This is a genomic window from Pseudoalteromonas sp. UBA2102 (genome assembly GCF_002331165.1).
GTDB classification, from domain to species: domain Bacteria; phylum Pseudomonadota; class Gammaproteobacteria; order Enterobacterales; family Alteromonadaceae; genus Pseudoalteromonas; species Pseudoalteromonas atlantica.
This window is the reverse complement of sequence record NZ_DCYU01000096.1, coordinates 9,464-33,832: the sequence shown is the minus strand read 5'-3', so window position 1 is coordinate 33,832 and position 24,369 is coordinate 9,464. Positions and strand designations below refer to the sequence as shown.

At 41.0% G+C, this 24,369-nt stretch carries 20 protein-coding genes and 1 riboswitch; of the genes, 5 read left to right on the top strand and 15 right to left on the bottom strand.

Annotated elements, in window-relative coordinates; translation table 11 throughout:
- Positions 1-411: 411 nt before the first annotated feature.
- Together B2R65_RS13420 and B2R65_RS13415 are read right to left on the bottom strand one after the other, a co-directional pair.
- Entirely contained in the window at positions 412-3,561 is a 3,150-nt protein-coding gene (locus tag B2R65_RS13420) for an efflux RND transporter permease subunit (RefSeq protein ID WP_286743419.1), read from the bottom strand.
- On the bottom strand, positions 3,558-4,739 hold the full coding sequence (locus B2R65_RS13415; protein WP_004588902.1) for an efflux RND transporter periplasmic adaptor subunit: 1,182 nt from the start codon (positions 4,737-4,739) through the stop codon (positions 3,558-3,560). Before B2R65_RS13415 ends, B2R65_RS13420 begins: the two co-directional genes overlap by 4 nt.
- Positions 4,740-4,908: 169 nt before the next feature.
- Here B2R65_RS13415 and B2R65_RS13410 point away from each other — a divergent pair, with 169 nt between their 5' ends.
- Positions 4,909-5,172 (top strand): YkgJ family cysteine cluster protein, encoded by a 264-nt coding sequence (locus tag B2R65_RS13410; RefSeq protein WP_029774574.1) that lies wholly within the window; start codon positions 4,909-4,911, stop codon positions 5,170-5,172.
- 547 nt (positions 5,173-5,719) lie between these two features.
- On the opposite strand, the gene B2R65_RS13405 is transcribed toward B2R65_RS13410, so the two are convergent.
- Positions 5,720-7,573: a TonB-dependent receptor plug domain-containing protein gene (locus B2R65_RS13405; RefSeq protein WP_286743414.1), complete on the bottom strand. Its 1,854-nt coding sequence runs from the start codon at positions 7,571-7,573 to the stop codon at positions 5,720-5,722.
- Between the two features lie 177 nt (positions 7,574-7,750).
- Between B2R65_RS13405 and B2R65_RS13400 the strand changes: the two genes are divergently transcribed.
- Positions 7,751-8,242, top strand: a complete 492-nt coding sequence (locus B2R65_RS13400; protein ID WP_286743411.1) for a peptide-methionine (S)-S-oxide reductase — start codon at positions 7,751-7,753, stop codon at positions 8,240-8,242.
- Between the two features lie 6 nt (positions 8,243-8,248).
- Here B2R65_RS13400 and B2R65_RS13395 read toward each other — a convergent pair whose 3' ends face one another.
- The 8 genes from B2R65_RS13395 to B2R65_RS13360 all read right to left on the bottom strand — a co-directional run bounded on the left by B2R65_RS13395 (position 8,249) and on the right by B2R65_RS13360 (position 16,225).
- Positions 8,249-8,614 carry a hypothetical protein gene (locus B2R65_RS13395; RefSeq protein WP_096041529.1) on the bottom strand — a complete coding sequence of 122 codons (366 nt, stop codon included), beginning with the start codon at positions 8,612-8,614 and terminating at the stop codon, positions 8,249-8,251.
- Positions 8,598-8,894, bottom strand: a complete 297-nt coding sequence (locus B2R65_RS13390) for a hypothetical protein (protein ID WP_096041530.1) — start codon at positions 8,892-8,894, stop codon at positions 8,598-8,600. Before B2R65_RS13390 ends, B2R65_RS13395 begins: the two co-directional genes overlap by 17 nt.
- Positions 8,895-8,903: 9 nt before the next feature.
- Positions 8,904-9,770 carry a formylglycine-generating enzyme family protein gene (locus B2R65_RS13385; protein ID WP_096041531.1) on the bottom strand — a complete coding sequence of 289 codons (867 nt, stop codon included), beginning with the start codon at positions 9,768-9,770 and terminating at the stop codon, positions 8,904-8,906.
- 3 nt (positions 9,771-9,773) lie between these two features.
- Complete coding sequence (locus B2R65_RS13380) at positions 9,774-10,784, bottom strand: hypothetical protein (protein ID WP_157742992.1); 1,011 nt, start codon at positions 10,782-10,784, stop codon at positions 9,774-9,776.
- A gap of 183 nt (positions 10,785-10,967) precedes the next feature.
- The gene (locus B2R65_RS13375) at positions 10,968-11,519 is read right to left on the bottom strand and encodes a DUF4136 domain-containing protein (RefSeq protein WP_004587699.1); all 552 of its coding nucleotides are present in this window, start codon (positions 11,517-11,519) and stop codon (positions 10,968-10,970) included.
- A gap of 108 nt (positions 11,520-11,627) precedes the next feature.
- On the bottom strand, positions 11,628-14,405 hold the full coding sequence (locus B2R65_RS13370; RefSeq protein WP_286743401.1) for a coiled-coil domain-containing protein: 2,778 nt from the start codon (positions 14,403-14,405) through the stop codon (positions 11,628-11,630).
- Complete coding sequence (locus tag B2R65_RS13365; RefSeq protein ID WP_024033404.1) at positions 14,402-14,950, bottom strand: condensin complex protein MksE; 549 nt, start codon at positions 14,948-14,950, stop codon at positions 14,402-14,404. Before B2R65_RS13365 ends, B2R65_RS13370 begins: the two co-directional genes overlap by 4 nt.
- A 3-nt stretch (positions 14,951-14,953) precedes the next feature.
- Positions 14,954-16,225 (bottom strand): hypothetical protein, encoded by a 1,272-nt coding sequence (locus B2R65_RS13360; protein ID WP_054983136.1) that lies wholly within the window; start codon positions 16,223-16,225, stop codon positions 14,954-14,956.
- 290 nt (positions 16,226-16,515) lie between these two features.
- A riboswitch (Lysine riboswitch) is annotated at positions 16,516-16,688 on the top strand.
- 76 nt (positions 16,689-16,764) lie between these two features.
- Between B2R65_RS13360 and lysC the strand changes: the two genes are divergently transcribed.
- Positions 16,765-18,150: a lysine-sensitive aspartokinase 3 gene (gene lysC, locus B2R65_RS13355; RefSeq protein ID WP_138684990.1), complete on the top strand. Its 1,386-nt coding sequence runs from the start codon at positions 16,765-16,767 to the stop codon at positions 18,148-18,150.
- Positions 18,151-18,168: 18 nt separating this feature from the next.
- Here the strand turns inward: lysC and B2R65_RS13350 are convergent, their stop codons facing one another.
- Positions 18,169-18,912 (bottom strand): 4'-phosphopantetheinyl transferase family protein, encoded by a 744-nt coding sequence (locus B2R65_RS13350; RefSeq protein WP_286743395.1) that lies wholly within the window; start codon positions 18,910-18,912, stop codon positions 18,169-18,171.
- Between the two features lie 138 nt (positions 18,913-19,050).
- On the opposite strand from B2R65_RS13350, the gene B2R65_RS13345 reads away from it, so the two are divergent.
- The gene (locus B2R65_RS13345; RefSeq protein WP_004587706.1) at positions 19,051-20,373 is read left to right on the top strand and encodes a sodium-dependent transporter; all 1,323 of its coding nucleotides are present in this window, start codon (positions 19,051-19,053) and stop codon (positions 20,371-20,373) included.
- A 67-nt stretch (positions 20,374-20,440) separates the two neighbouring features.
- On the opposite strand, the gene B2R65_RS13340 is transcribed toward B2R65_RS13345, so the two are convergent.
- Both B2R65_RS13340 and B2R65_RS13335 read right to left on the bottom strand, forming a co-directional pair.
- On the bottom strand, positions 20,441-21,421 hold the full coding sequence (locus B2R65_RS13340) for a 2-hydroxyacid dehydrogenase (RefSeq protein ID WP_286743391.1): 981 nt from the start codon (positions 21,419-21,421) through the stop codon (positions 20,441-20,443).
- A gap of 302 nt (positions 21,422-21,723) precedes the next feature.
- Positions 21,724-22,275: a glutathione peroxidase gene (locus tag B2R65_RS13335; RefSeq protein WP_004587708.1), complete on the bottom strand. Its 552-nt coding sequence runs from the start codon at positions 22,273-22,275 to the stop codon at positions 21,724-21,726.
- 116 nt (positions 22,276-22,391) lie between these two features.
- On the opposite strand from B2R65_RS13335, the gene B2R65_RS13330 reads away from it, so the two are divergent.
- Positions 22,392-23,273 (top strand): NAD(P)-dependent oxidoreductase, encoded by an 882-nt coding sequence (locus B2R65_RS13330; protein ID WP_029773952.1) that lies wholly within the window; start codon positions 22,392-22,394, stop codon positions 23,271-23,273.
- Between the two features lie 136 nt (positions 23,274-23,409).
- Here the strand turns inward: B2R65_RS13330 and sbcB are convergent.
- The coding region (gene sbcB, locus B2R65_RS13325; protein ID WP_286743388.1) for an exodeoxyribonuclease I at positions 23,410-24,369 on the bottom strand (960 nt) is incomplete at its 5' end.

The window sequence follows — 24,369 nt, the reverse complement described above, 5'->3', positions numbered from 1 at the left end:
CTAGGCAGAACCCAAAGGGCAGCGTATGTTTGGCATTTATGCTTCGTTATCGCCTATTTATGGGGAGTAACCACACTTCATAGGCTCTGCCTTGCCTAAAAACCAAACATACTGCTGCAAATTCAAACGCCAAAGGTCAACACTCCCACGTTATTAGAACTAAGTGGAGGGCACTTAACTGACAAGCGGCTCAAAACCATTGCGGTGTGAGCTTAGTGCTAAGCAATAAAATTATAATGCGTTAGCGATGCTTTAAATTGAGGGCGCATAATACGCTGATATAATTAAAATAATTACCCATAATTTATTTGAAACACTTTATAAAAACTATTAATAATGCAGTGCAATTTGCAGGCAATAAAAAGCTCGGCGTATTAGGCCGAGCTTTAATGGTTGGGAGAGAAACTGTAATTATTTGGCAGTGGGTGTCGGTTGAACACTTATAGGCTGCGATTTACCAAGTAGCTTACGGGTAAGGCGCTTAGCGTCTTCTAATGCTACGTATTGGCAAGGTATAAGTATTAAAGTAATTACCGTGGCAAATAGCACACCAAAGGCCAGCGATACCGCCATAGGAATAACTATTTTAGCCTGTAAGCTGGTTTCCATAATAATTGGCATTACACCAATAAATGTAGTGATTGAGGTAAGCAATATAGCTCTAAAGCGCTTTGCACCGGCTTGCATAACGGCCTGTTTTACGGCCATGCCTTCTGCGCGTGCTTTGTTTACAAAATCAACCATTACGAGTGAGTCGTTTACGACTATGCCCGCTACGGCAATAATGCCAAACATAGACAGCCCGCTCATGGTCATACCTAATATTACGTGACCAAACATAGCACCTACTACACCAAATGGAATAACCGACATAATAATAAGCGGCTGCGAGTAAGAGCGAAGCGGAATGGCCAATAAGGCAAATATAATCATCAGCGATATAGCAAAGTCGCGTAACTGCTCATCGGCGCTGTCCATTTCTTCTTGTACGCGCCCAGCCACATTACTTTTAACGCCTGGGTAGCTTTTAAGCAGTGAAGGTAAATAGGTATCGCGAATTTCTTGTGCAATAGCAAACGGCTCAACTTGGTCAGTATTTACCGCTGCCCACACATTAACAGTACGGTTTGAGTTTTCACGACGAATACGGTTTACACCATCTACTAGTCTAACTTCGGCTACTTCGCTTAACGGTACTTCTGCGCCGGTTGGGGTAATAATACGCGCATTTTGAATGTTGCTAATTGAGTTACGCTCGCTTTCTGGGTAGCGTATCATTACTTTAATTTCTTCGCCTTCGCGTAAAATACGCTGTGCTTCTAATCCGTAGTAACTAAAGCTTACTTGCGATGCAACATCGGCAAGTGTAAGTCCCATGCTGTACGCCAGTGGTTTTAAATCTAGCTGTACTTCGTCGGTGGCACTTTGCAGTGAGTCGTTTACATCGCCTACACCTTCCATGCTTTGTAGTTTAGCTTTTAATTTACCGGCTACTTCTTTTAGCTCATCGGCATCTTTGCCTTGTAGCCTAAAGCTTACGTCGCCGTCATCACGTCCGCCGCTAAAAATATTATCTTGAATATTAAGCGTTTTAACACCTGGAAGCGGGGGCATTTGTTCGCGCCACAGGGTGCTTAATGCAAAGGTGTCGATAGGGCGCAAGTGTGGCTCTACTAAAATAGCCATAATGTTTGCTTGAGTACGCCCACGTAAGCTTACCGATAAATCGCGGATCATGCTTTGGCCGTATTGCTCTTCAAGCTCTTTATCTACTTTGAGTAATACATCTTCAATTTTACGAGCCGTTTCAAGGGTGGCTTGCTCCGAAGAGGCCAGGTTCATTTCAAGCGTAATACGCGGAAAATCATGCGGTATTTTAGGGTTAGGCACAAACTTAACTAAGCCGCCTGCAAACATACCTGCACTGACTATTAATATACATAAAAAGCCAATAATTACGGTATAACGATAATGTATACAATGACCTATAAAAGGCGTGTAATAGTTTTGTACAAAGTGTTTTAAGCCACTATCAACCACATTACGCAGTTTATGTAATGGGTTTTTAGGGTTAGGTTTACGTGGGTTCATGGCTGCAATATGCGCAGGTAATATTAGCTTTGATTCAATCAGCGAGAAAATCAAACACAATATAATAACCACACCAATGGCTTTAGAAAACGCAGCGCCTGGGCCCGATGCCATAGCTTGCGGTAAAAACGCCGCGATAGTGGTTAAAACACCAAAAGTGGCAGGCATTGCAACGCGCTTAACTCCGCGAATAACATTATCAAGGCTATGGCCGTGTTTTTCTATTTCGGCACTGGCAGACTCACCCACGACTATGGCATCGTCGACCACAATGCCAAGTACAATAATAAAGGCAAATAACGACACCATGTTTATGGTGATGTCTAAAAAGCCAATTGGCATAAACAAAAAGGCACCTAGAAAAGACACCGGTAAGCCCATCATTACCCAAAAAGCTAAACGCAGCGGTAAAAACAGTGCCAGCACTATCATTACTAAAATACCGCCCCATACCATGTTGTCGATCATCATATCGAGTCGACCTTCAAGGTAGTAAGTTAAATCAACAATAGGGGAGAGCTTTACGCCTTGTGGAAGTTTCGATTGTTTTTCTGCCATGTAGCCTTTAAGAATTTTAGCTACATCGGTAATGTCTTGATCTTTTGAGGCATCTACTTCAAACGTGAGTGAGTTTTTACCGTTATATTTAGAGTAAAGTAAGCCTTCTTCAAAGCCATCATTAATCGTTGCTACATCGCCTAAGTTAATCTGTGCGCCATCGGCAAGCGTTATAAGCGGAAGCATTGCAAATTCACCACCACGGTAAGCTTGTTTTTCAACACGCATTGAAATATAGCCAGTGTCAGAGCGAATTTGCCCTGCCGACATATTGGTAGAAAAATTTTGCACCGCACTTGATACATCTCTAAAAGTTAGGCCATATTCACGTAGTTTGTCGGGGCTTATTTCTATGCCTATTTCGTAATCTAGGCCACTGTAAAAGTCGACTAAATTAACGCCAGGTAAGGCGAGTAGTTCATCTTTTATGTCGTTACCTAGCTCTTTAAGCTGGTAGTAACTCATGTCGCCATAAAGCGCGAGGATCATCACCTCTTGCTGAAATTTTTCTCGTTGAATAACAGGGCGTTCCATTCCTGCCGGAAAGGTATTAATAGAGTCAACTTGCGCTTTTATTTCGTCTAGGGCTTCTTGTAGGTCGTATTTTTCTTCTATTTCTACCCACGCTTGCGCATAACCTCGGTTAGAGTAAGTGATTAAACGTTTTATACCCTCGGTGCCCTCAAGGTTTTCTTCAATTTTTATGGTTATGCCTTCTTCAACCTCTTGCGGGGCTGCGCCTGGGTATACCGCTTGAATACTCACCCAGTTACTTTCAAACTGCGGAAATGCCTGTTTACGAATTGTCAGTGCTGTTAAAAGCCCGCCAATAAGTATAAAAATCATGATGAGGTTTGCCGCCACTGGATTACGTGCAAACCAAGCAATTAAGCCTTTTTCTGAGGTACTCATGGTGTATCCTCTTTAAGTGCTAATTGAGTCACATCGCTTTTAGGCTCAGTGCCTTCCAGCTTAACCGCCATGCCTTCTGTTGGGTATTCAAGGGCAGAGGTAATAAGTTGCTCACCACTGTTTAAGCCTTGGTCCGCAATCACCATACCGTTTTGTTCACGTACAATATTAAGCGTTTTAAAACTCAGGGTGTGATCGTCGTTTAAAATAGCAATTTTGTTATTTTTAACTAAATGGTGCGGCACTATAATCGCGTTATCAAGCGCGCGGCCTTTTATGGTGGCATTTATATAAGAGCCAAAACGCAGTGGTTTGGTGTTATCAGCGTACGGAGTTGGTAACTGGGCAACTAAATAGCTCATACGGCTGGTTTGATCTACCACACCTTCACTTCGTACAACCTTGGCTTGCCAGGTTGTTTGCTTGCCGGCAAATTCAGCGTTAAGCGTAACCAATGCGCCAATACCGCCGTTATCTAAGTATTGCAGCTCTTTATCTGCAACCGGTAAACGTACCTCTGCAACTGAGGTAGCGCTTAGCTCGCCAAACTTGCTACCCGCACTAACCACTGAGCCTAAGCTAATGGTGCGTTGGTTTATTATAGCGTCGTAAGGAGCTTTAATGTACGTGCGTTCTAAATTACGTTTAGTGCGTTTTACACGGGCTTGGGCAGAGCGAAAGTTTGCCATTTTTTCTGCAAGTTGTGGTTTACGTAAATAAAGCTCCGATGCAATTGCATCGCTTGAGTCTGATTTAATACGTTCCCATTCGGCTTTAGCTACGTGAGCTTGCGCGCGTTCTATTTCGAGCGCTGAACTTGCTTGGGCAAGGCCTGCTTCGGCCTCAATTAAATCAGCCTCGTAATCATTTGGATCAATTCGTGCTAAAATATCGCCTTGCTTAACAAACGCGCCTTCAACAAATTGTTCGGCTACTGAAATAACTTGCCCGCTTACTTGTGCAACCAGTTCTGTACGGTCTTTAGGTTTTACTACGCCGTACGATTTAACATCGAGCGTTATTGCATCAATGTTTACGTTTTGCGCAGCAACAAGTGGGCGAGTGTCTTGCTCTGGTTTTTCTTCTGGTGGCGTTTTCATGGCTGAAAGGCCAAAAGCGAGTGCAATCCCGGCTGCTAAAACCGCGACTGGTAATAAAATTTGTTTTTTAGTAGCCACAAGGCATTCCTTCATATATTTGGTGACAAGGCAATAATACGCAATAAAGTGTTTACAAGGCGTTTTAAGATGTAACAAAGCATTACATATGTGTATTACAGATAAATAATGGGCTAGGCAGGGTGTAAATTTAAATACAAAGGCCTGGCTTTAACTAACAGAGGTATTTATGAAAACAGAGCCTATGGCATGTCGCTTAGGCTGCGGCGCATGTTGCATTGCACCGAGTATTAGTTCGCCAATACCCGGTATGCCAAACGGTAAAAAAGCCGGAGAGCGTTGTATTCAGCTTGATGAGAACAATTTATGTAAACTATTTGGCGATGAAAGCCGCCCTAAAGTATGTAGCGATTTTAGCGCCACGCGCGATGTATGTGGGTCAACTAATGCAGAGGCTCTAGCGCTTATTACCGAACTTGAGCAGTTAACCTAGCTTACGAAGTCAATACACATATATTTACATTTATCTATTACTGAGTAATTTTTTAAGTAATTAAAAGCTGCGCTGTTCACGCGAGCAAGCTCTGCGTCTACCGCAAATGTGTAGATATATGGTTGTTTTGTAGACGTGAAGCTTGCTTACGTGACAGGCAAAGCCTGTAAAAGTGGATTATTTACAAAGAGGGCAAGAGGCGCGGGGCTTTTAGAGGAAGAGATTAACTTTAAGCAGTAGTTGCCTTTTGTTTTCTCATTTACTACTCATTAGCTTCTCTTTGTGCAACTTTTTAGCTTTGCTTTATATAAAAACGCGCTGCTTTTACTGGCTTAAGGCCATAAAGTGAGTAACTCACAAAGAGGGCAAGAGGCGCTGCGCTTTTAGAGGAAGAGATTGATTTTAAGTATTGGTTGGCTTTTGTTTTCTCATTTACTGCTTATTCGTTTCTTTTTGTGCAACTTTTTTGCTTAATATAGAGCTTTTATAAAAAACACAGCGTCTACAAACCAAAGTATAAATTGAGTTTGTAAACGCCGCTTTAATTTTACCAACTGTACGTTGCGCTTAATGTATATTGTTCACCACGCCCTGGTGTACCAGGTATTTCTTCAAACGACTCATCCCATAAGTTATCTGCCGCTAAAGTAATAAATAAATTGCTTAACTGAGGCGGGGTTATTTTAAGCGTTAGCTGGGTAAATAACGCGTTGTCGTCGCCGTTTCTAAGTGCATTTTTGTGTTGTGTACGCCATTCGTTATCTATTCTAAATTCTAAAATATCAGTTGGGTTATACACAGCGCCAAGTGTTAAACGGTGATCGGGGAAGTTTAACGCGTAAAAACTGGCATCAATATCGGCAGCGCCGTAGTTCTCTGATTTATGTAAATAGGTGTAGCTAGCAATAAGTTTTGCTGTATCAAAGTGCTTAGTCGCTAAAAATTCAACCCCTGCAGTATCAATATCAACCGGGTTTGCAAAGCGCGCCGAGGTAGAGTCAAAATTAAAGGTCCAATCGGTTAAGTTATTATCTTTTCGATAAAAAATAGCCGAGTTTAACTGCCAGCTTTGCTCTTCAAGTAATAAACCTAGCTCTAAGTTTGAAGTAGCTTCGCGTTCAAGGTTGTAGTTACTTCTAAATAATCCGCCAGAATCGCTGCCGCCAATAGCTGTATAGCCTGCAACTTGACTCGCCTGCGCGTACGATAAATAAACACTTTGCGCTGTGCCGTCATTATTTTGGGTATTTAAGGTTATATCACCAATGGCTGATACTTCAGCATCATCACGGTTTGTATCGTCATACGCAGCCCCTAAACGAAATATAAGCTGTTGGTTAGCTTTTAGCGCCATAGTGTATTGGGGCAATACGCTCAGCTTATAATATTTTCGTGAGGTAAAATTATTTTCAAGTGTGGTTGATTCAATCGAGTCATCAATAAATTGTGCTGAGTAATTGATTGCAAACGCATTGCTTTGTGCATGGCGACCCGAAAGAGCAAGCGACTTAACCTCGCTTTTATGAAACGCTTCGAATGCACTTGGGTTTTCGCGCGAGTAAATATAGTGATCGTCATGGGTGCGGTAATACGCCGATACTTCAAAATTACTGTTTTTAGCGTAGGTTTGTTTGTGATTAAGCATCCAAAGGCGGGTTTCTAAATCTTCAGTTTCGTTAACGCCAAAAGGGGTATACAAGTTAGGCCAGCCAAAAAACTTATCTTGCGAGCCATAAAATAAATCGGTTTGGCTATTCTTACTTGCCAATTGCACGCGAGCTGAGGCGCGCGAAAAGTCATGGTCACCATTATCAATAGTGCCATCACTTTGCGAGTGAGAATATTCACCTTCAAAACCTAAGGTATAGTCAGCTAAGCTATCAAGTTGTGTGTTTTTAGCAGCATGAATGCTTTGAAGATTAAAGTCGTTCGTACCAGTACCAAGCGATACACTACCGCCAGTAATAATCGGTTTCCAACCAAACGAAACCGTACCTACAGAGCTGTTCATACCGTACAGTGCGTTATCGGCACCGGTTAAAACTGCTGGGCCGCTTAGCATTTGCGGTGCAATGGGAATTTCAGCAAAATAATGACCAGATTGCGGGTCAAGCAGGGTAGCACTGCCTACTCTAAAGCCGGTGTTTTCAAAAATACCGCCACGAATAGTTACATCAGCTTGTGCCTCAGCCATATTTCGTGATTGAAGATCTACACGCGGATCGTATTCTAAATTAGAAATAGGCGAGTCAAATGTACCTACAGGCAGTTTATTCGCAGTAGGCGAAGCCTCCACTGTTATTTGCTCGATTGAAGACTCATCAGATAACGTATTAGCATAAGCAAATGGAGTAACGCTGCATAATAGTGCAGGCAATATAATGTATGGTGTGCGGTTCATGTGTTTCTCGTCGTTTTTTTATTTGTAGCTGCGGTTACAATTAATTTCAAAGCTCATATTTGAGCATGATAAAATAGCCAAATGTAACAGCAGTCATTTTGTGCGCGATTGTACATTAATTTGTTAATATCTGCATTTGATAACCATTCACACTTTTCTCATTAGGTAACATTTATAATGGATATTAAAGAACACAATACTATTTACTTTGCTGGTGGGTGCCTATGGGGCGTACAAGAGTTTATGAAACACTTACCAGGTGTTGTTAGCACACAGGCAGGGCGCGCTAATGGTACAAGTAAAACTACAGATGGCGAATATGATGGTTATGCTGAATGCGTAAAGGTAATTTTTGACCTAAACGCCGTTAGCTTAAATAAGCTGTTTGACTACTTTTTTGAAATTATTGACCCACACAGTATTAACAAACAAGGGGATGACGAAGGCCCTAAATACCGCAGTGCTATTTACAGTAAACACCAAACCCATTTAGACGCAGCAAACAGCTATATCAAAAAGCGCAGCGATGCCGATAAAATTGTAGTTCAGGTAGAGCCGCTAACCAATTACGTACCAAGCGATCCTGAGCATCAAGACCGTTTAACCAACCACCCAGATGACTATTGCCATATACCTTTTGATTTATTGTATAAATACAAAACGACTTAATAAAAACTATTGTTTATTTTTTCTTTGAGCTTTTTTGCTTAGCTTTTTCTCTTTTTTACGCGGAAACATTTCTCTGCTTAGGTACGGTACTGCTAAAAAAAAGATCCCACATCCTAAGTAAAAGAAAAGGTTAAAAAGATAAGCAAATGGAGAGGTCGAGAAAAAATAAACCTCAGATTCAACACGATAATCTGTTGGTGTAAGCACATAACCGTCGTATATAGATTTTACTGCGATTATGATGGATAAGGAGCCTATAGCTAAAAAAAACAAGGAGAATGCTATTTTATTTAATAACATTCTGGTATTACTAATATTAGCGTGTTTTATTTTTGGCTTCTTTTTTGTTTTTTTATTATTTGATTGCTTCATGCTTACCAAAAAAAGTAATAATCATAGCTATAAATATTCCAACAAAGCCTACGGTTGAGAAAACTAAACTATATTCACTTTGAATACTGAAAATATTTAGAAGACTAGTTATTAATAAAAGTAATATTCCAGCAGCTTTTATAATTTCTTGTGTTTTATTCAAACGTATCCATGTTTGACAATATGGGCACTCGACTTCAAAAAATATCCCTTTTTTATTGGTATTTTTTATTTCCGTACTTTTGATCTTATGATGGCAACAAGGGCATGTAGGTTTCATTTTAATCCTTTATTTAACCTTTTTAATTTCTCTTAAGACCCTAAAACCAATAGAGTTAGCTCTCGAATTTATAGTAAAACCCATTCTAAGTGAGTGATGCACATGAGGCTGTGGCATGGTCCAACTAGCCCCTTTAACCGTTTTATTCTTACAGTTAATTATTTTAATAGGAGCAATAGTCTTTGTTGCATTGTTATGATTATCTACATAACAGTCCTCTACCCACTCATAGACATTAGAAGTGACGTCGTATAAGCCAAAAGGGTTTGGCTTTAAAATACCTACATGCCAAGGGTGTCCTAAATCAGCCCCCTTTGGACAACCCCCTAAATCTCTATCGCAGTGATCAATGCCTTGTTCATAATCATTACCCCACCAAAACTTACTCGTTGATCCAGCGCGAGCTGCGTATTCCCACTCAACTTCGCTAGGCAGGCGATAAATATTGCCAGTTTCTTTGCTCAACCACTTTGTGTAAGCAACAGCATCAAACCAAGATATATTTACAACAGGTTGCTTACCACGCCCCCAGCCTTCATCGTTAGGACACGACCTAATTCCGGTTTTACAAAACTGATCATATTGTGCAAAAGTAATCTCGGTTTCACTTAGTGCATAGCTTTCTTTTATTACTGCTTTAAAAATAGGGGCTTCATCTTGAAAAGAGCGAAAATTTTCACCGCCTATGGTGCCTGTACCTGGCGGTATTATTACCATTTTAGGTGATAATTCACCGCTTTTAAGTTTATCTTGTATATAAGTGATTTTATGGTTAGAGATTTTAAAACTAGGCCAGCTAATATTAAAAAAGCCGATACTGAACCCAATCAAAATTAAAATAACAACGAGATATTTAACTTTTAATTTATTTAACATATATCACTCTGTAGTTATGCCAATAATATAGCTTGCTGAATTTCTTATTTTATTATGTAAGCCATTTACGCTTCCATACATCGTGGCTGCAGTTCCTGCTCCAGTAGCTAATGATGTTTTAGTTAGAAATGCCTTGTAAAAAGAGCTTCTGATTAACCTCTGTACTTGTGCCTGAGTGTATACCTTTGTTGCTTTAGTGCCATCATCGAGAAGAGTTTGCCCTCTCAAAACTTGCTTAAGTAATTTTTGGTTTTTGATTAACTCAGGCTTTTTAAGTTTCAAAAGTTCTACTGCAAGCTTTTTACGATTTTCCCGAGTCATTCCTTTATACATTTTTAATAGTTTATTCTGTCCTAAAGCTTTATTTTGACTAAATTTAACGAGTAAAGAACCAGCTTCTAAACCTGCTTTAGTTAAGTCGGCAACTTGAATAACATCTAATGTAACCATCAAAGTTGAAAAAGTAGGAGATGTATCAAGCCATTGGTTATATTCTGCATTGCCGCTTAGGTGATTAAATACACGCCCAGTACTAACTCCACATTGAAAAGTGGCGGCGGTAGTAGATGTCAAAGTTAATGGAATCGCAGCCCATGTAGCACCGAAGCTTGCAGCCCCGCCTCCCATCTCTGCAAATACTAACACCCAACCTGATGCGGCTCCGGCACACGAGACAAAAGCATTAAATGATTCATCGTAAAGTGAGGAATTAATTTTATCTATTCTTTTATCGGCTTTCATTTGTTTAGGAAAAATATATTCGCGAATATAAATATTTTTCCTATCTGCTCTGCAACTTACTCTTAATATTTTACTGTTATAATGGCTACTTGGATTTAAAAGTAAACTACCAGGATTTACAGAGAGTTTTGCAATACTATCTTTCTCGGCCTCGAAGATAACGCCAGCGTGTCTAAATTCTGGATCAGAGTCTAATGAAGCAAACATTTCACGTAAGACTTCCTTAGGGAATAGATTTTTAATTTTAAGTTCGAAGGTTGGATCTAATGACATATTATTTATTCCTTTAAATATTTGTTCCCAATTTATCATAATACTTATCAGATTTAAATTTCTTCCTTTGAATATTTTGCCAAATTAACGACGGTGCGCTAATTAAGACTGGGTATTATTTTTACCCACAAAAAAGCTCACATAATGTGAGCTTTTTAAAACTTATTTAACGCTAATTTTAACTTACTGCTGCTTTTGCGGCGGGAAGTTGCTTAAAATATTAGCGACTGTTTCTTTAATTGATGCTTCGCGTTGCTCAGGCGATTGTTTTTTCTTTAAACGGCCTTCTTTTGCGCCGCGCCATACAAGTTGGTTTGATTCGCGGTCAATAATATCAATTACTAACGTACCCACTTCGTATTCGCGGGCGCTAATATCGCGTTGAAAACCCGTACCCCAGTATCCCCAACGTGCGCCGTAACCTACGTTAAAGCTGTCTACTTCTAGCTCTTTATCTACCGATGCATGATAGTTAACTAGTACGTCAGCTTGGGCTGGGTCTACTAAGCTCATACCTAATGTTTGGCTAAGCTCTTTATTAACGGCAGTACGTACACGTTTTTCCATTAAGCCGTTAATTTGGTAGTTTGTGGTGTCTTTGGTTAAGCTCGCGTTTTCTACCCAAGCAAATGTTTTAAAATTACTAAAGTTGGCTGATTTGTCGTAATCCCAGTCTGGGGTTTGCGTACAGGCTGTAAGTAATGTCAGCGCTGCAACAATAAGTATATTTTTCATTACCTTTGCTCCAATGAAATGCGTTAATTTAAAATAACACACATCGTTTAAATGTGTATTAGTTTAACGTCCTATATTTTAGTTTAGTTAGTTTGCCTTAACGGCCAATTAATTGTGTTCAACTTCAATCCAGTCTTTTTCGTCTACCCAGTTTTGGGCGCCATCTTTTACTGAACGAATAGGTACAATGTAATCACAGCTTACCTGCGGCTTAACCGAGGCAAAAATTGGCACAAAGCCAAAGCTCAGTGCCGTTTCTATGATTGCTTTTTGGTTTTGCGGATCAATGTCGGCCGCTTCATCAATATAAATAGGTATACGGTAAAGGTTTTGTTCCTGATCGCTTAATAAGTAACGAATAAACAACATGCCACATAATAACTTAATAGTAATACGGGTCCCGTTTGAGCCAGCTGAGTCTATTTTTTCAAAGTGTTCGGTTTCGCCAGCGCGGTTAACCACTTCAAAACGAATATCAAATAAGTCAGTTAATGTAAGGCCTGCTTTGTCGGAGGCAAGTTTTATTAGGTGATCTTTTGCTTCGTTTACCGCGCTTTCGCTGTAAGGTTCTTGGCTTAATAAATCAAGGGTGTCGCCTTGTTCAAACTGATGCGACGTGCTGATAATGGTATCAATACTATCAACCAGCATTTTGCGCGGTATTACGTTAATTTTAAACGCTTGAAGGTTAGAAATACGGTGCTGGCTTATGCCTTTATTAAAGCTGTTCATTTCGCGGCGAAGGCGGTCTAAGTCTTCGCGCAAGCCTTTAATTGTGGCGGCTACTTCGGTCAGGGCTACGCGGCCTTGGCGCTCAACGGCATCGCGTTCGTTATCAAGGTTATGAAACGCGCTAATCAACTTTTGGTATTTAGTAAATTCGTCGTTTTCGTTATCGAACTTAGTAATACCCGCGTTATATACATGCAAATAGGTATTACGCACGTTTATGTCAAAGTTGCGCAGCTCTTGGCAGTCTTTATTAAAGTGATGTACTAGGTCGCTTAAGTTATCAAAGTCGACTGTTATATCAATCATATACGGGGTTACTTTACCGCTGTATAAATCAAGCGTGTGGTCGATTCGCTCGCTTTTAACTTGGCGTAGGCGCTCGGTTTGGCGATTAATTTGCTCTTGCTTAGATTTAATTAACGAGCGCCTGTCAGCAATTGAGCCACTATTTTTTTGAATGTCTTGCAGGTAGTCGTCAACTTGTTCGCGCTCTGCTAATAACTGCTCTTTTAGCATGGATTGCGCTTCTACCGATTGCTGCATTACCTCGAATTGCTCTAAGCGTTTTAGTGCGCTCTCTGCGCTCATTAGCTCATCGTAAAGCGCATCTTTTTCTTTTTGTTTATCGGCCACGTTAGCGGCTACTTCGCGCTGTTGTTTAAACTCTTTTAACGAGCGTTCCAGCGCGTTTAGCTGAGCGCTAAGCTGGGCTTTGTTTTCGCCGCTTTGCATTTGCACTGGGGAAAGTTTTTTAAGTTTAATGCTTGCCCCTGGTAGGGTTAGTACACCGCCTTTAACGTTTTCGCTTAATAACGATAAAAATTCCCCAAAGGCGTCTTCATCATCAATGGTTATATCGCCATTACTGGTGGTGGCAAACGAGAGAATATCGGGGTTTAAAATCCGCGATATTTCTTCTACCTCTTTAAGTGATAGGTCTTCGCGCATTCGAGTAAACAAATTAAACTCAAGGTTTTTAAGCTGCAGTTTTAAGCTTTTAATTTGCTTTTGGGTCTCGCTAATGCGGTAATCAAGCGTGTGTAGGCTTTGCCCTTGTGCGCTGGTAATAGAGTGCGAAAGTGACTCGTAGTCTTGCTTAAGTTGGCCAAGGTTGGCTTTAAGGGTGGCTTTATTTACCAGTTCAAATTCGCTTTTAAGAGCGCTGTAATCTAAAAACCATTGCTCTATTTGGGTTTGCCTGCGCTCTATATCGCGCGATTGCTGTACGTATAAGCTTTGCTTTTGCTCAAACTCGTGTTTTTCGTGCTCTATGTCTTCAAGGGCAATGGCTAGTTCGCTTAGTTGCTCTTCTTGGTAGGTATCAAAGTCTATTAATGCTTGATCAATTTTAGGCGCGTAGGCCGCTAACTTACCTTTAAGCACGGTTTGGTTTTCAAGCATAGATTCAAGCGCTGTTATTGGCTCTTGCATTGATTCAAGCGCTTTTAATTCGCGTTTAGCGCGATTTACTTTATCAAACGAGCGACGCCATACTTCGTAAAAGTCCACTTTAGAGTTAGACATATGGCGTTCAAACACACGTAGCATAAAGCGTTTAACATCGCTTGCACCCAATTTGTGTAAGTTAAGAATACGCCTAAAAATTTCTTTATAAATGGCGGAGTCTTGCACGTTATTTAGCGGGATCATTTTTAAATTAATGTCGCCGTCAAAAGGGGTTGCGCCGCCGGTAAGCAGGGCGTTTAGCTCTTGTGCTTTAAGCTCTATAGGGTTGTAACCTTGCGTTTTTAAATGATTAAACAGCTTGGTAAACTTAATAATGGTATTACCTTGCGTGTACTGCGCTAAATCAAGTTCGCCCTGATAACAAAAGTACTGATGCGCGTAACCGGCTATTTTACCAAGGCCTGCTACACCAATAACCACCGAGCCATGGGGGAGGTTGGCTTCAAGCAAGATGTACGACTGATCTGATGAAAAATAAAATTTACGGGTTTCATCTAAATCGTGCCCGTCCCATTCGGTTAAGCGTAAATCGTTTATTAGCGGAAATTGCAGGGCGTTTATAACCGAGCTTTTACCGGTATTGTTTGGCGCACAAATAGAGCTGCTTTTATCAAGCGGAATAACACATTTTGCATAGCCTGCGGTATTAAGTAGGGCGAGTTTACTTAGTCCGTATAAGTTTTTCATTGCTCGTCCTCTGTAATGTAGGTTTCTTCGTTTACTTCCATAAGTGCATCAATATAGCGGTGAATAGGCGCTTGTAGCATAAAGCCGCCTTCTACTTCGCGGGCAAGGCCTAAACGTACCATGCGCAGGTATACATCTTTTCGTAAATCTGAGCCCGAAAATATCTCAAGTTGATCAAACAAGTGTTTATTAATTTGCACTAAGGTTTGCATCAGTTCTAAGTCGTTTACTTCATCAAATAGGGCACGCATTGGGTCTTTACCCGTATTGGCAAAGTGCTCAATTAAAATGTAAATAGTCAGTGCAATAGCACGAGATATTTTACCCATGTTTGGCGTGCTTTCGTCGCTGGCAAAGTAGTAAAAGCCGCGGCTGTCGTGTTTTAAATCGTGGCCAAGGGCGCTAAATAAGGCGCTGTAAGATTCTATGTGCTGGTCAAGCTCTTGCCACATTACGTTGTCTTGTTCGCAAATATGGTAACCCGCACCTAATTTTTTATTAATGGCTTGTAGGTGCGTAAGCTCGTCTAAGTTTATATGTGTCATGTGTTACTCGTCTGCCTGTGTATCTGGCTGAGGCGCAGAATTAAATGGGTATAACGAAAAATGCTGGCCGGCAATTTTTACGCGTGTTTTTTCATCGCTTTGGCTAATGTGAATTTCACTGTCGCTGACTAGTTTTTGATATAAAAATAGCATTTCGTCGGCGTCTAATTCTGGGTAGCTTTCATCTAAAAATTGCAGTAATGGCTGGGGCTTTTTACGTTTTTTATTAAAGCGTTTTGCAAAGCTTGTTTTAACATCGTGGTAATCAGGAATGTTTGGCGTAACAAATGCCGGCACGTCTTGTTGCTCTGGGAGCTGGTATTCTTCGTGTTCAAATTCTACCAAGCTTGCCATATAGGCAACTATATGACGCTGCTGGCCAAGCGAATAACGCTGCGCATCGCTTACAAAGTTTGGTTGTACCGCGCTTAGCATGTTGTCTACGCCATTTTTACGCACAAGGCCCAGCACTTTTGCTGCCTGGCGGGTAATTAGGTTATTACGGCGTAGCTCTTCGCGCAGTGGCATAAGCATATCGGCACTTTTGCGTAAGCTTTCTCGGCCAACTAAATGCATTTCGAGTATCCGAGTACGCAATTGCTCAAGCATACGTTTGTCGTTGTAGGCTTTACCTGAGCGTTCAATGTGCTCTATTTGCTTACTTATTTGTTGCTCAATAAGTGTAAAACAGGCATGAAAGTCACCGCGAATATCGACCATTTCAAGCATCGGCTCTATGTATTCGTCAAAGGCTTCTATTACCGCTTTGTAGCGCTTTTGCAAAGATTGCACCGCGTGATCAGATTTAGCTTGCTCAACAATGTTTAAAATAGCGTTTTCGTTGTGCGCGTAAAGCTTCATTATTTTACGCACCCGATCATCCATAATGCGGCTATAGCGGCGTAAATCGTCATAGTCTTCTATTTCGCCGGCATTATCTAATCGGTTTCCTAGGCGTGCTAAATCATCAACCAAAACGCTAATTTCTTGTGCTAAACCTAGGTGTTCTTCTTGTAATAAAAAGGTCGCAAAATCGGCAATGGCGCGGTTTATTTCAAGCTGGGATGATTTAGCCAATGGAATAAGTATATCTTGATTGAGCAAACGATTTGTTTCTTTGTAAATGCGCTCGTTTGTCCATGTGGGCTGTTTTTGCTTAATAGCGTTTTGCACGTCTTTGAGGCTAAAGTCGGCCATTTTAAAACGTTTAAATAATAGCTCTAAAACACCCCAATGTTCGCTAAGGGTGTTAAGCAGCTTTTTAGCTGGGATCATAATGCGGTGATACATCCTAGTAATGAGTTAACTACGCTTAAAGCAGAGCGTAGTTTTTATATTTTTATAATAAAAAGTACTCGTTATTAACTGGCTTAATTTACACATTTTTTTAGCTGGCGTACAGGCGAGTTACATTAAGCGCTGTAAAAGTAGCCAGCAATGTAAACCCGGGCTAAATTATTCGCGTTATATTAACTAAAACACCTTGACAGCTAGACGTCTAAACGATAACTTTCAAAGCCCCGCTACATAGTGGGGTTTTGTTTTATTAGCCACAGGTTAATACAACATTCAGAAGAGGTGCGATACTTAGGTATTTAATGGTAGGTGACGAACGCCTATAACCATTAAAGAGGGAAGTACTCGCCGAGGAAAACAAGGTTACGTCAACCGAGTTTTTCGGTTTATGGGGCTGAATCCCCAAAACTGTCACCAACTTAGGTGGAGAGCTTCTGGCAGCGGACACATCTTATTTGCATTCCTTTGCCAAGTTCTTCTTGTTTTTTAGCGGTTTGGATACCGCGAAAGGAGACGAAATGACTACCCAATCAGTGCCACAAACAGTATCAGGCGCAAAATCAGATTACATCGTTGCCAAATTTGGCGGAACCAGTGTTGCAAACTTTGAAGCGATGAGTCGCTGCAGCGAAATTATTGTTGCAGATAAAAGCGTACGTATTGTAGCTGTGAGCGCCAGTGCCGGCGTAACTAACCACTTAGTTGCACTGTGCAAACCCGACCTTAGTAAAGAGCAGCGCCAAGCACACATAGATGGCGTATTGGCTATTCAACAGGCTATTTTAGATGAGCTGTCGCTTGATGCCGATTTAGCCGTAGGTTTTAACGAGACGTTAAAAGCGTTTCAAACGTTAGCCCTTGAAACACTCACCACTGATCAACAACACGATGAGCTGCTTAGCTTTGGCGAGCGTTTATCGTCTTATTTATTTGCTCAAGTGCTGCGCTTAAAAGGCTTAAATGCAGATAGGTTTGATGTACGCAAAGTGCTTAAAACTGATAGCCAATTTGGTAAAGCAACGCCCGATGTTGCGGCCACTGCACAAGCTGCTAAAGACCTGTTAATTCCGTTATTAGATGAGCAAGTAATAGTTACACAAGGGTTTATTGGTAGTGATGAATTTGGCCAAACCACAACGCTTGGCCGTGGTGGCTCTGACTACAGTGCGGCGTTATTAGCAGAGGCTATTAACGCTAAAAGTGTACACATTTGGACCGATGTAGTGGGTATTTTTAGCACCGACCCGCGTTTATGCGCTAAGGCAACGCCAATTGCTCGTTTAAGCTTTGATGAAGCCGCAGAAATGGCGACATTTGGCGCAAAAGTATTGCACCCTGCGACTATTTTACCAGCAAGCCGTAGCCATATTAATGTATTTGTAGGCTCTAGCCGCGAGCCAGAGCGCGGGGGGACGTGGATTGAGCGTGAAAAATCGCAGCAGCCAGGTATTCGTGCCGTTACGCAGCGTAAAAACCAAATATTGCTAACGCTTAAAAGCCCAGAAATGTTATTAGCAAGTGGCTTTTTGGCCCGTGTATTTACCATTTTAAGTGAGTTTAATATATCGGTAGACTTAGTCACTACCTCAGAAATTAGTGTTGCCATAACCCTAGATAACGCGCCTAATGCCTCGCGACCTGAGCTTGAGCAAGCGTGTTTAGATAAATTGGCCGAATTTTGTCATGTATCGGTTGAAAATAACTTAACCCTAGTGGCGCTTATAGGCTCTGAAATACAGCTACGCCAGCACGAAATGAACCTAATGAACGTATTAAAAGAGTTTAATATTCGATTAATTTGTCATGGTGCAAGCAAGCACAATTTATGCTTTTTAGTAGAGCAAAGCGAATCAGATACCGTGGTACAAGCAATACACAGCCGATTATTAGAAAGCGCTGCTTAAGCTTTTAAAGCCAAGTTATTAAGTATCCAAGTTATCAAGTATAAAGCACCGCCAGTCGGTGCTTTTTTTATGCGCCACGCTTATATCAAACTCCTCATTGGCAACCGTTATGGTGTTACTCGATGCTGTAAGGTTTAACAAAGAAAATTCATCAAATACATTTGGGCTAAGCAATTGCGCTATTGGGCGGCTAGTTGCTTTAGCGAGTGCCTCTTTTAAGGTCCAAATTCTAAAAAAGCGGTGGGCTTGCTCTTTTATAGCCAAAGGCGCGGTAATTAAGGCAATTTCAGCCTTATGATAAAAATGCTTAGCGAGCTTTTCGAATGGGCGTTTTAAGTTAATTTTTTCAATATCAAAGCCAAACTCCGCCTTAGTAACATTAAGTGCAACGCCAACTAAGCCGTGCGAGTGCGAAATACAGGTATTTATAACGGTGTGGTTTATATGGAGCTGTAGTTTTGAGCATTCTTCATTAAAGTGGGTGCTCATTTTATTAAGCGGTATGTGTGCGTATTGGGGCTGAGCATGCTTTGCAAGTTGCTTTAGTAATATGCGCGATGCTAGATATTCTTGCTTTGCTTGCATGCGTTTACGACGATTTATAACGCTTAGCTCAAATGGGCTTAGGTACTGGGTTAAATCAAGGTGTTCTACATTAAGTGTGTTGGCATTAAACACTAAAATAGTATTGTTGCTAGGGGGTAAATCGCTATAAAAAGAGGGAGCAATACTTAGGGTGTTTTTAAAAAAGTGGTTAGTCATACGCGCTTAAAATAAGTGAGTGCTGTAATTATGAGCGGTTAACAGCGCTTATTTATGCCAAAAGCAATTTTATTACTCAGTTGGCATTAAATATGGTTTAATTCACAATAATCAAAGAATAACAGAATTTGTAGATGTATGGCACAAGTGCGTGATGGATTTCAAAGCCGTTTTGGTTTTGTTTTAGCCGCTGCAGGCGCAGCAGTGGGTTTAGGTAATATTTGGGGTTTTCCTACGCAGGCGGCCAACCATGGTGGCGGTGCATTTTTATTGGTTTACTTTGTAGTTATATTTTTACTTGCGCTACCTGCGCTTTATACCGAACTTTATTTAGGCCACCAAGCGCAAGCAAACCCAGTAAAAGCATTGGGTAATGCGTGGCAAAATACCAACAAAAAAGTAGGGGCTGCCGCAGGATATATTGGCCTTGCGGGCGCTGTGGTTATGCTTAGCTTTTATTCTATTGTAGCTGGGTGGATGCTCTCTTACGCGATAGAGCCTATTACTACATTTTTTGGTTTTACCGCAGCAAGCGAATTTTTGCACAGCGACTCTATGGTGCGTAATTTTATATTTACGCCGCTTATGCTTATTTTAACCGCCAGTATTATTTTAAAAGGGGTTAAATCGGGGATTGAAACCTGGTCACGTCGTTTAATGCCATTGTTGTTGGTGCTACTAATAGGCTTAATTTTTTATATAGCCAGTTTAGAAGGCGCCAGCGAAGGGTTTGCCGCTTATTTAATTCCTAATTTTAGCCAAGTGCTTGACCCAAATTTAATTATTGCTGCAATGGGGCAGGCGTTTTTTTCGCTCTCATTAGGGGTTGGCTGCATGATGATTTATGGCTCGTACCTGCAGCCAGATGCAAATCTGCCAAAACTAACTGCAAGCGTTGCACTACTTGATACCAGTGTGGCATTTTTAGCAGGTTTACTGATAGTGCCTGCAATTTATGTAGCGCAGCATAACGGGGTAGAGGTGTTTAGCGGCGGAAAACTTATAGGTGAAGGGCAGCTTATATTTGCTATTTTGCCTGAGCTTTTTAGTACCATGGGCGAAATTGGTTTACTAATTGGGTTACTGTTTTTTGTACTTATGTCGATTGCATCGGTTACATCTACTATCTCTACCACAGAAATACCAGTAGCGTTTTTAGTAGAAAACCACCGCGTAGACCGTACTAAAGCAACGTGGGCCGTTAGCCTAGTGGTGTTAATATGCGCTAGTGCAATAATATTAAATTTTGAGTGGTTATTTGGTTTAGTAATCATGCTATTTACTCAGTACCAACTACCACTTATGGGGCTATTTTATTTTATAACCGCAGGTTGGATGTGGAAACGCGGTAATAAGCTTCATAAAGCCAGCACCGGCACGCATTACTGGTTTGCTCAATACATTCGTTTTGTGTGCCCAGTATTAATGACTCTTGTTTTTGCAAACGTTGCGTTTGGCTAAAGTATTTTAAGCTTTACCCGTTATGTAAATAGCAAAACGGGTAAAGCTAAATTAATGGGCCGCGGCTTTATAAAACCTCATTGGTTAAAGGTCTTTGTTCATTAATTTCCATAGCGTTTTGTATGGTGGTATTGGCAATTTCGCTAAGGGCTTCTTGAGTAAAAAAGCCTTGGTGGCCAGTTATTAATACGTTTTTAAAACTAACTAAGCGCGAGAATATATCGTCTTGGTTTATCTCGTCGCTGTGGTTTTTAAAAAATAGCTCCGACTCCTGCTCGTACACATCAAGCCCTAAATACCCTAGCTTTTTAGTTTTAAGCGCATTTATACACGCTTTGCTATTAAGTAGCGCACCGCGCGAAGTGTTAATTAGCATTACCCCAGGTTTCATTTTATTAAATGCATCGTCATTTATTAAATGGTGTGTTTGCTCATTCAGGGGGCAGTGCAGTGAAATTATATCGCTTTGAGTAAGCAGCGAATCTAAATCGGTAATGGTGTAATTGCCAGGTGTTGCATAAGGGTCGCACACTAAAACATGCGCGCCAAAGCCATTTAAAATATTACAAATGGCAAGGCCAATTTTACCACAACCTATAATGCCAACTGTTTTGCCGTGTAAGTTAAAGCCTAATAAACCGTTTAAATCAAAGTTGTCTTCGCGTACGCGGTTATAGGCTTTATGTGTTTTACGGCTAAGGGTAAGCATAAGTGCAACACAGTGCTCAGCTACGGCTTCTGGGCTGTATGCGGGTACTCGTAATACCTTAATGTTGTGTGCTTTGGCAGCCACTAAATCAATATTATTAAACCCTGCGCAGCGAAGTAAAATAGTATTAATTCCATGCTCAGCAAGGAGCTCAATAACGAGGGCGTTAACCGTGTCGTTTACAAATACACATACAGCATCAAACCCTTTAGCAAGCAGGGCTGTTTGCTCGTTCAGTGCTTGCTCAAAGTAACAAATCTCTATTTGAGGGTGTTTGTTAATACTGCGCTCAAAAAAAGGCTGCTCGTATTTTTGCGTACTAAAAAAAGCAATGTTCATGTTATTTACTCCAAAGCCTAGCTGTTATAGCAATCCGTATAATCAAGTGATCTATTTTGAGGATGTAAAAACGCGTTGATAGTAAGGTAAAAAATTCGCTATTTAGTTGTTCTCGGCAATTGCTCCTGCATTGCTCTACCTTCTGCATCCATGCAGTCGTAAATGAGAGTTTTTTAACGCAGATAGCGACACGTTTAGCCCCTAAAATGATTAAGTATTATTGCTGATTGGTATTATACGTAACCTTAAACTAGTTTAATAAAGCATGCTTGAGTAACCACCCGTTTATTGATTTAGAATAATTAAGCGCCTTTTAATGCATTAAAGTTGGGTATTATTTTTGCGTTATTTAAATTATTAGCGTTTAGTGCGCTAGGTAAATTTGCCTCAATGACCTGTTTAAGCGTTTCGGGCTTGGTGCGCGGCGCATAACGTGCAACGAGCTGACCTTGTGGGTTAATTAAAAACTTGGTGAAGTTCCACTTTACTGCGCGGTTTTGCGAAATACCACGGGTATGCGACTTTAAATAATTAAACAGCGGATGCGCCTCGGGGCCATTTACCATTACCTTACCAAACACTTTGAACGACACGTCAAATTGCCCTTGATAAAAGTCTTTAATCGCGAGGTTATCAAGCGGCTCGTTTTGGCCAAATTGATGACACGGAAACGCTAAAATAGTGAAACCGCTATTTTTATATTCTTGATAGAGCTTTTCTAGCGAACTTAATTGCACCGAAAAATTACACTTACTTGCTGTATTAACAATAAGTACTGTTTTGCCTTTTAGCTGGCTAAGCGCAAAGCTTTCGCTGTTGTACAAAGGGGCACTAAATTGATAAATACTATCCATGGTTACCTACTTATTTCCTTACGTTGGAAATTTATAAAGACTTAATTCGCTTTTTAAGCAGCCGATTGACATAATCGGGCATAGTTTCTAAGTTAGCAGGAAAATAAGGCACTTTTATGTCAATCAATGTTGCATTTATAGGTTTAGGGGTAATGGGTTACCCAATGGCAGGGCATTTAGCAAAAGCGGGCTTTAATGTGTGTGTATATAACCGCACTCAAGCAAAGGCGCAAAGCTGGGTAGATGAGTATGCAGGAAGCTTTGCTACCACGCCGCGAGAAGCTGCTAATAATGCTGATATTGTATTTATGTGTGTAGGTAATGACGATGACTTACGTGCGGTTGTTTACGGCGAAAATGGTGTTTTAGCGGGGATGGCCGTTAATAGCATTTTGGTTGACCATACTACTACATCGGCCGAAGTAGCCCGTGAAGTAGCAGAAAAAGCAGCCCTGCAAAATATAGATTTTATAGACGCGCCCGTATCTGGCGGACAAGCAGGTGCTGAAAACGGCGTGCTTACAGTCATGGCTGGCGGTAACGAAGCTGTTTTCACTAAAGTGCAACCCGTAATGGCAGCATACAGCCGTTTTAGCCAGTTATTAGGCGATGTGGGCGCAGGGCAGTTATGTAAAATGGTTAATCAAATTTGTATTGCCGGCGTAGTGCAAGGCTTAGCCGAGGGCTTACATTTTGCCAAACAAGCAGGGCTTGATGGTGAAAAAGTAATTGAAACCATTTCAAAAGGGGCTGCGGGTTCGTGGCAAATGGAAAACCGCTACAAAACAATGTGGGCAGGTGAGTACGAGTTTGGTTTTGCGGTAGATTGGATGCGCAAAGATTTAGGCATCGCGCTTGATGAAGCTAAAAACAACGGCGCTACGTTACCTATGACTGCAACGGTTGATCAATATTACGCCGACGTACAAGCGCTTGGTGGCGGCCGATACGATACATCAAGCTTACTAGCACGCATTGAAGCACTGCACAAAAAATAACGTTTTGAGTATATCAATGTAAACGCGCAGCTTGCTGGCGTGCCGGGCAAAGCCCGTAATTTAAACAAAAACGCGACGCTTTAGTAGTTAAAGCGTCGCGTTTTTATATGCGCTATACAAATAAACTAAAAGAAAATTACATGCTTTGCGCGTAGTTATACAAAGCCTTTAAAATGGTTAGGTTTTTTTCGCTGTCGTCGTGCTCATGGGCCAAGTTTTCAAGGGTGATCATAAAATCTTGTGCGCTAATTGAGGGTTGATCTTCTCCGTGCATTAACTTGTTTTGGCAATACTGACGCCATTGGTCAAGCTCTTGCTGGTTGAGCGTTTCAGGCCAGTTTCGCGCGCGGTATCTAAACAGTAATGTATTGAACTTTTTATCTTCAAAATCTAAATTTAAGCCCGCTAGCTCGTCTGGTTTAGCATCGCGAATAATCGCAAATTTAGCTTTGTCGGCATGGCTTGTAAAGCCATCGTAAAGTAAGTAATCAACGTTAGTGGTTGCGCTGTAATCACCTTTTTCGTTAAACACTTCGGTTACTTTATCGCGAAGCTCGGTATTGGCCTTTAAAATAGCTAAATTAGCGAGGCATTGCTCGCGGTCAATGCCTAAACGGGCTGCGTTTTCAGGCAATAACGTTTTAGCAGGCGCTAAAATAGGGCACTTGTTTAAATGCACCAATTTTAAACCAACAGGTAAATCACCCTCGGCTAAATCAACGCGTTTGGTGTATAAACGTTTACGTAACTCTTCTACGTTTAAGTCAAGCAATACTTGCGGGTTTTGGGTTAAATCAAAACATATAACGGCGTTTTTATTTACCGGATGAAAGCTCATAGGCGCTACCCACGTAGTACAGCCCTGCGTTGCAGGAATACGCGATGATGTATGCACTAGCGGCGTCATGTTAAATACATCAACTAACTCACCAAGCGCTTTTTTATTACGCAGCCCAAAAAAGAAATTATAAAGCTTTGGTTGTTTTTCTTTTATAAGTTTAGCCAGTGCAATAGTGGCAGTTACATCGCTTAGCGCATCGTGAGCAGCGGCGTGTTCAATGCCATTAGCTACCGTTAAATGTTCAAGCTTAAAGCT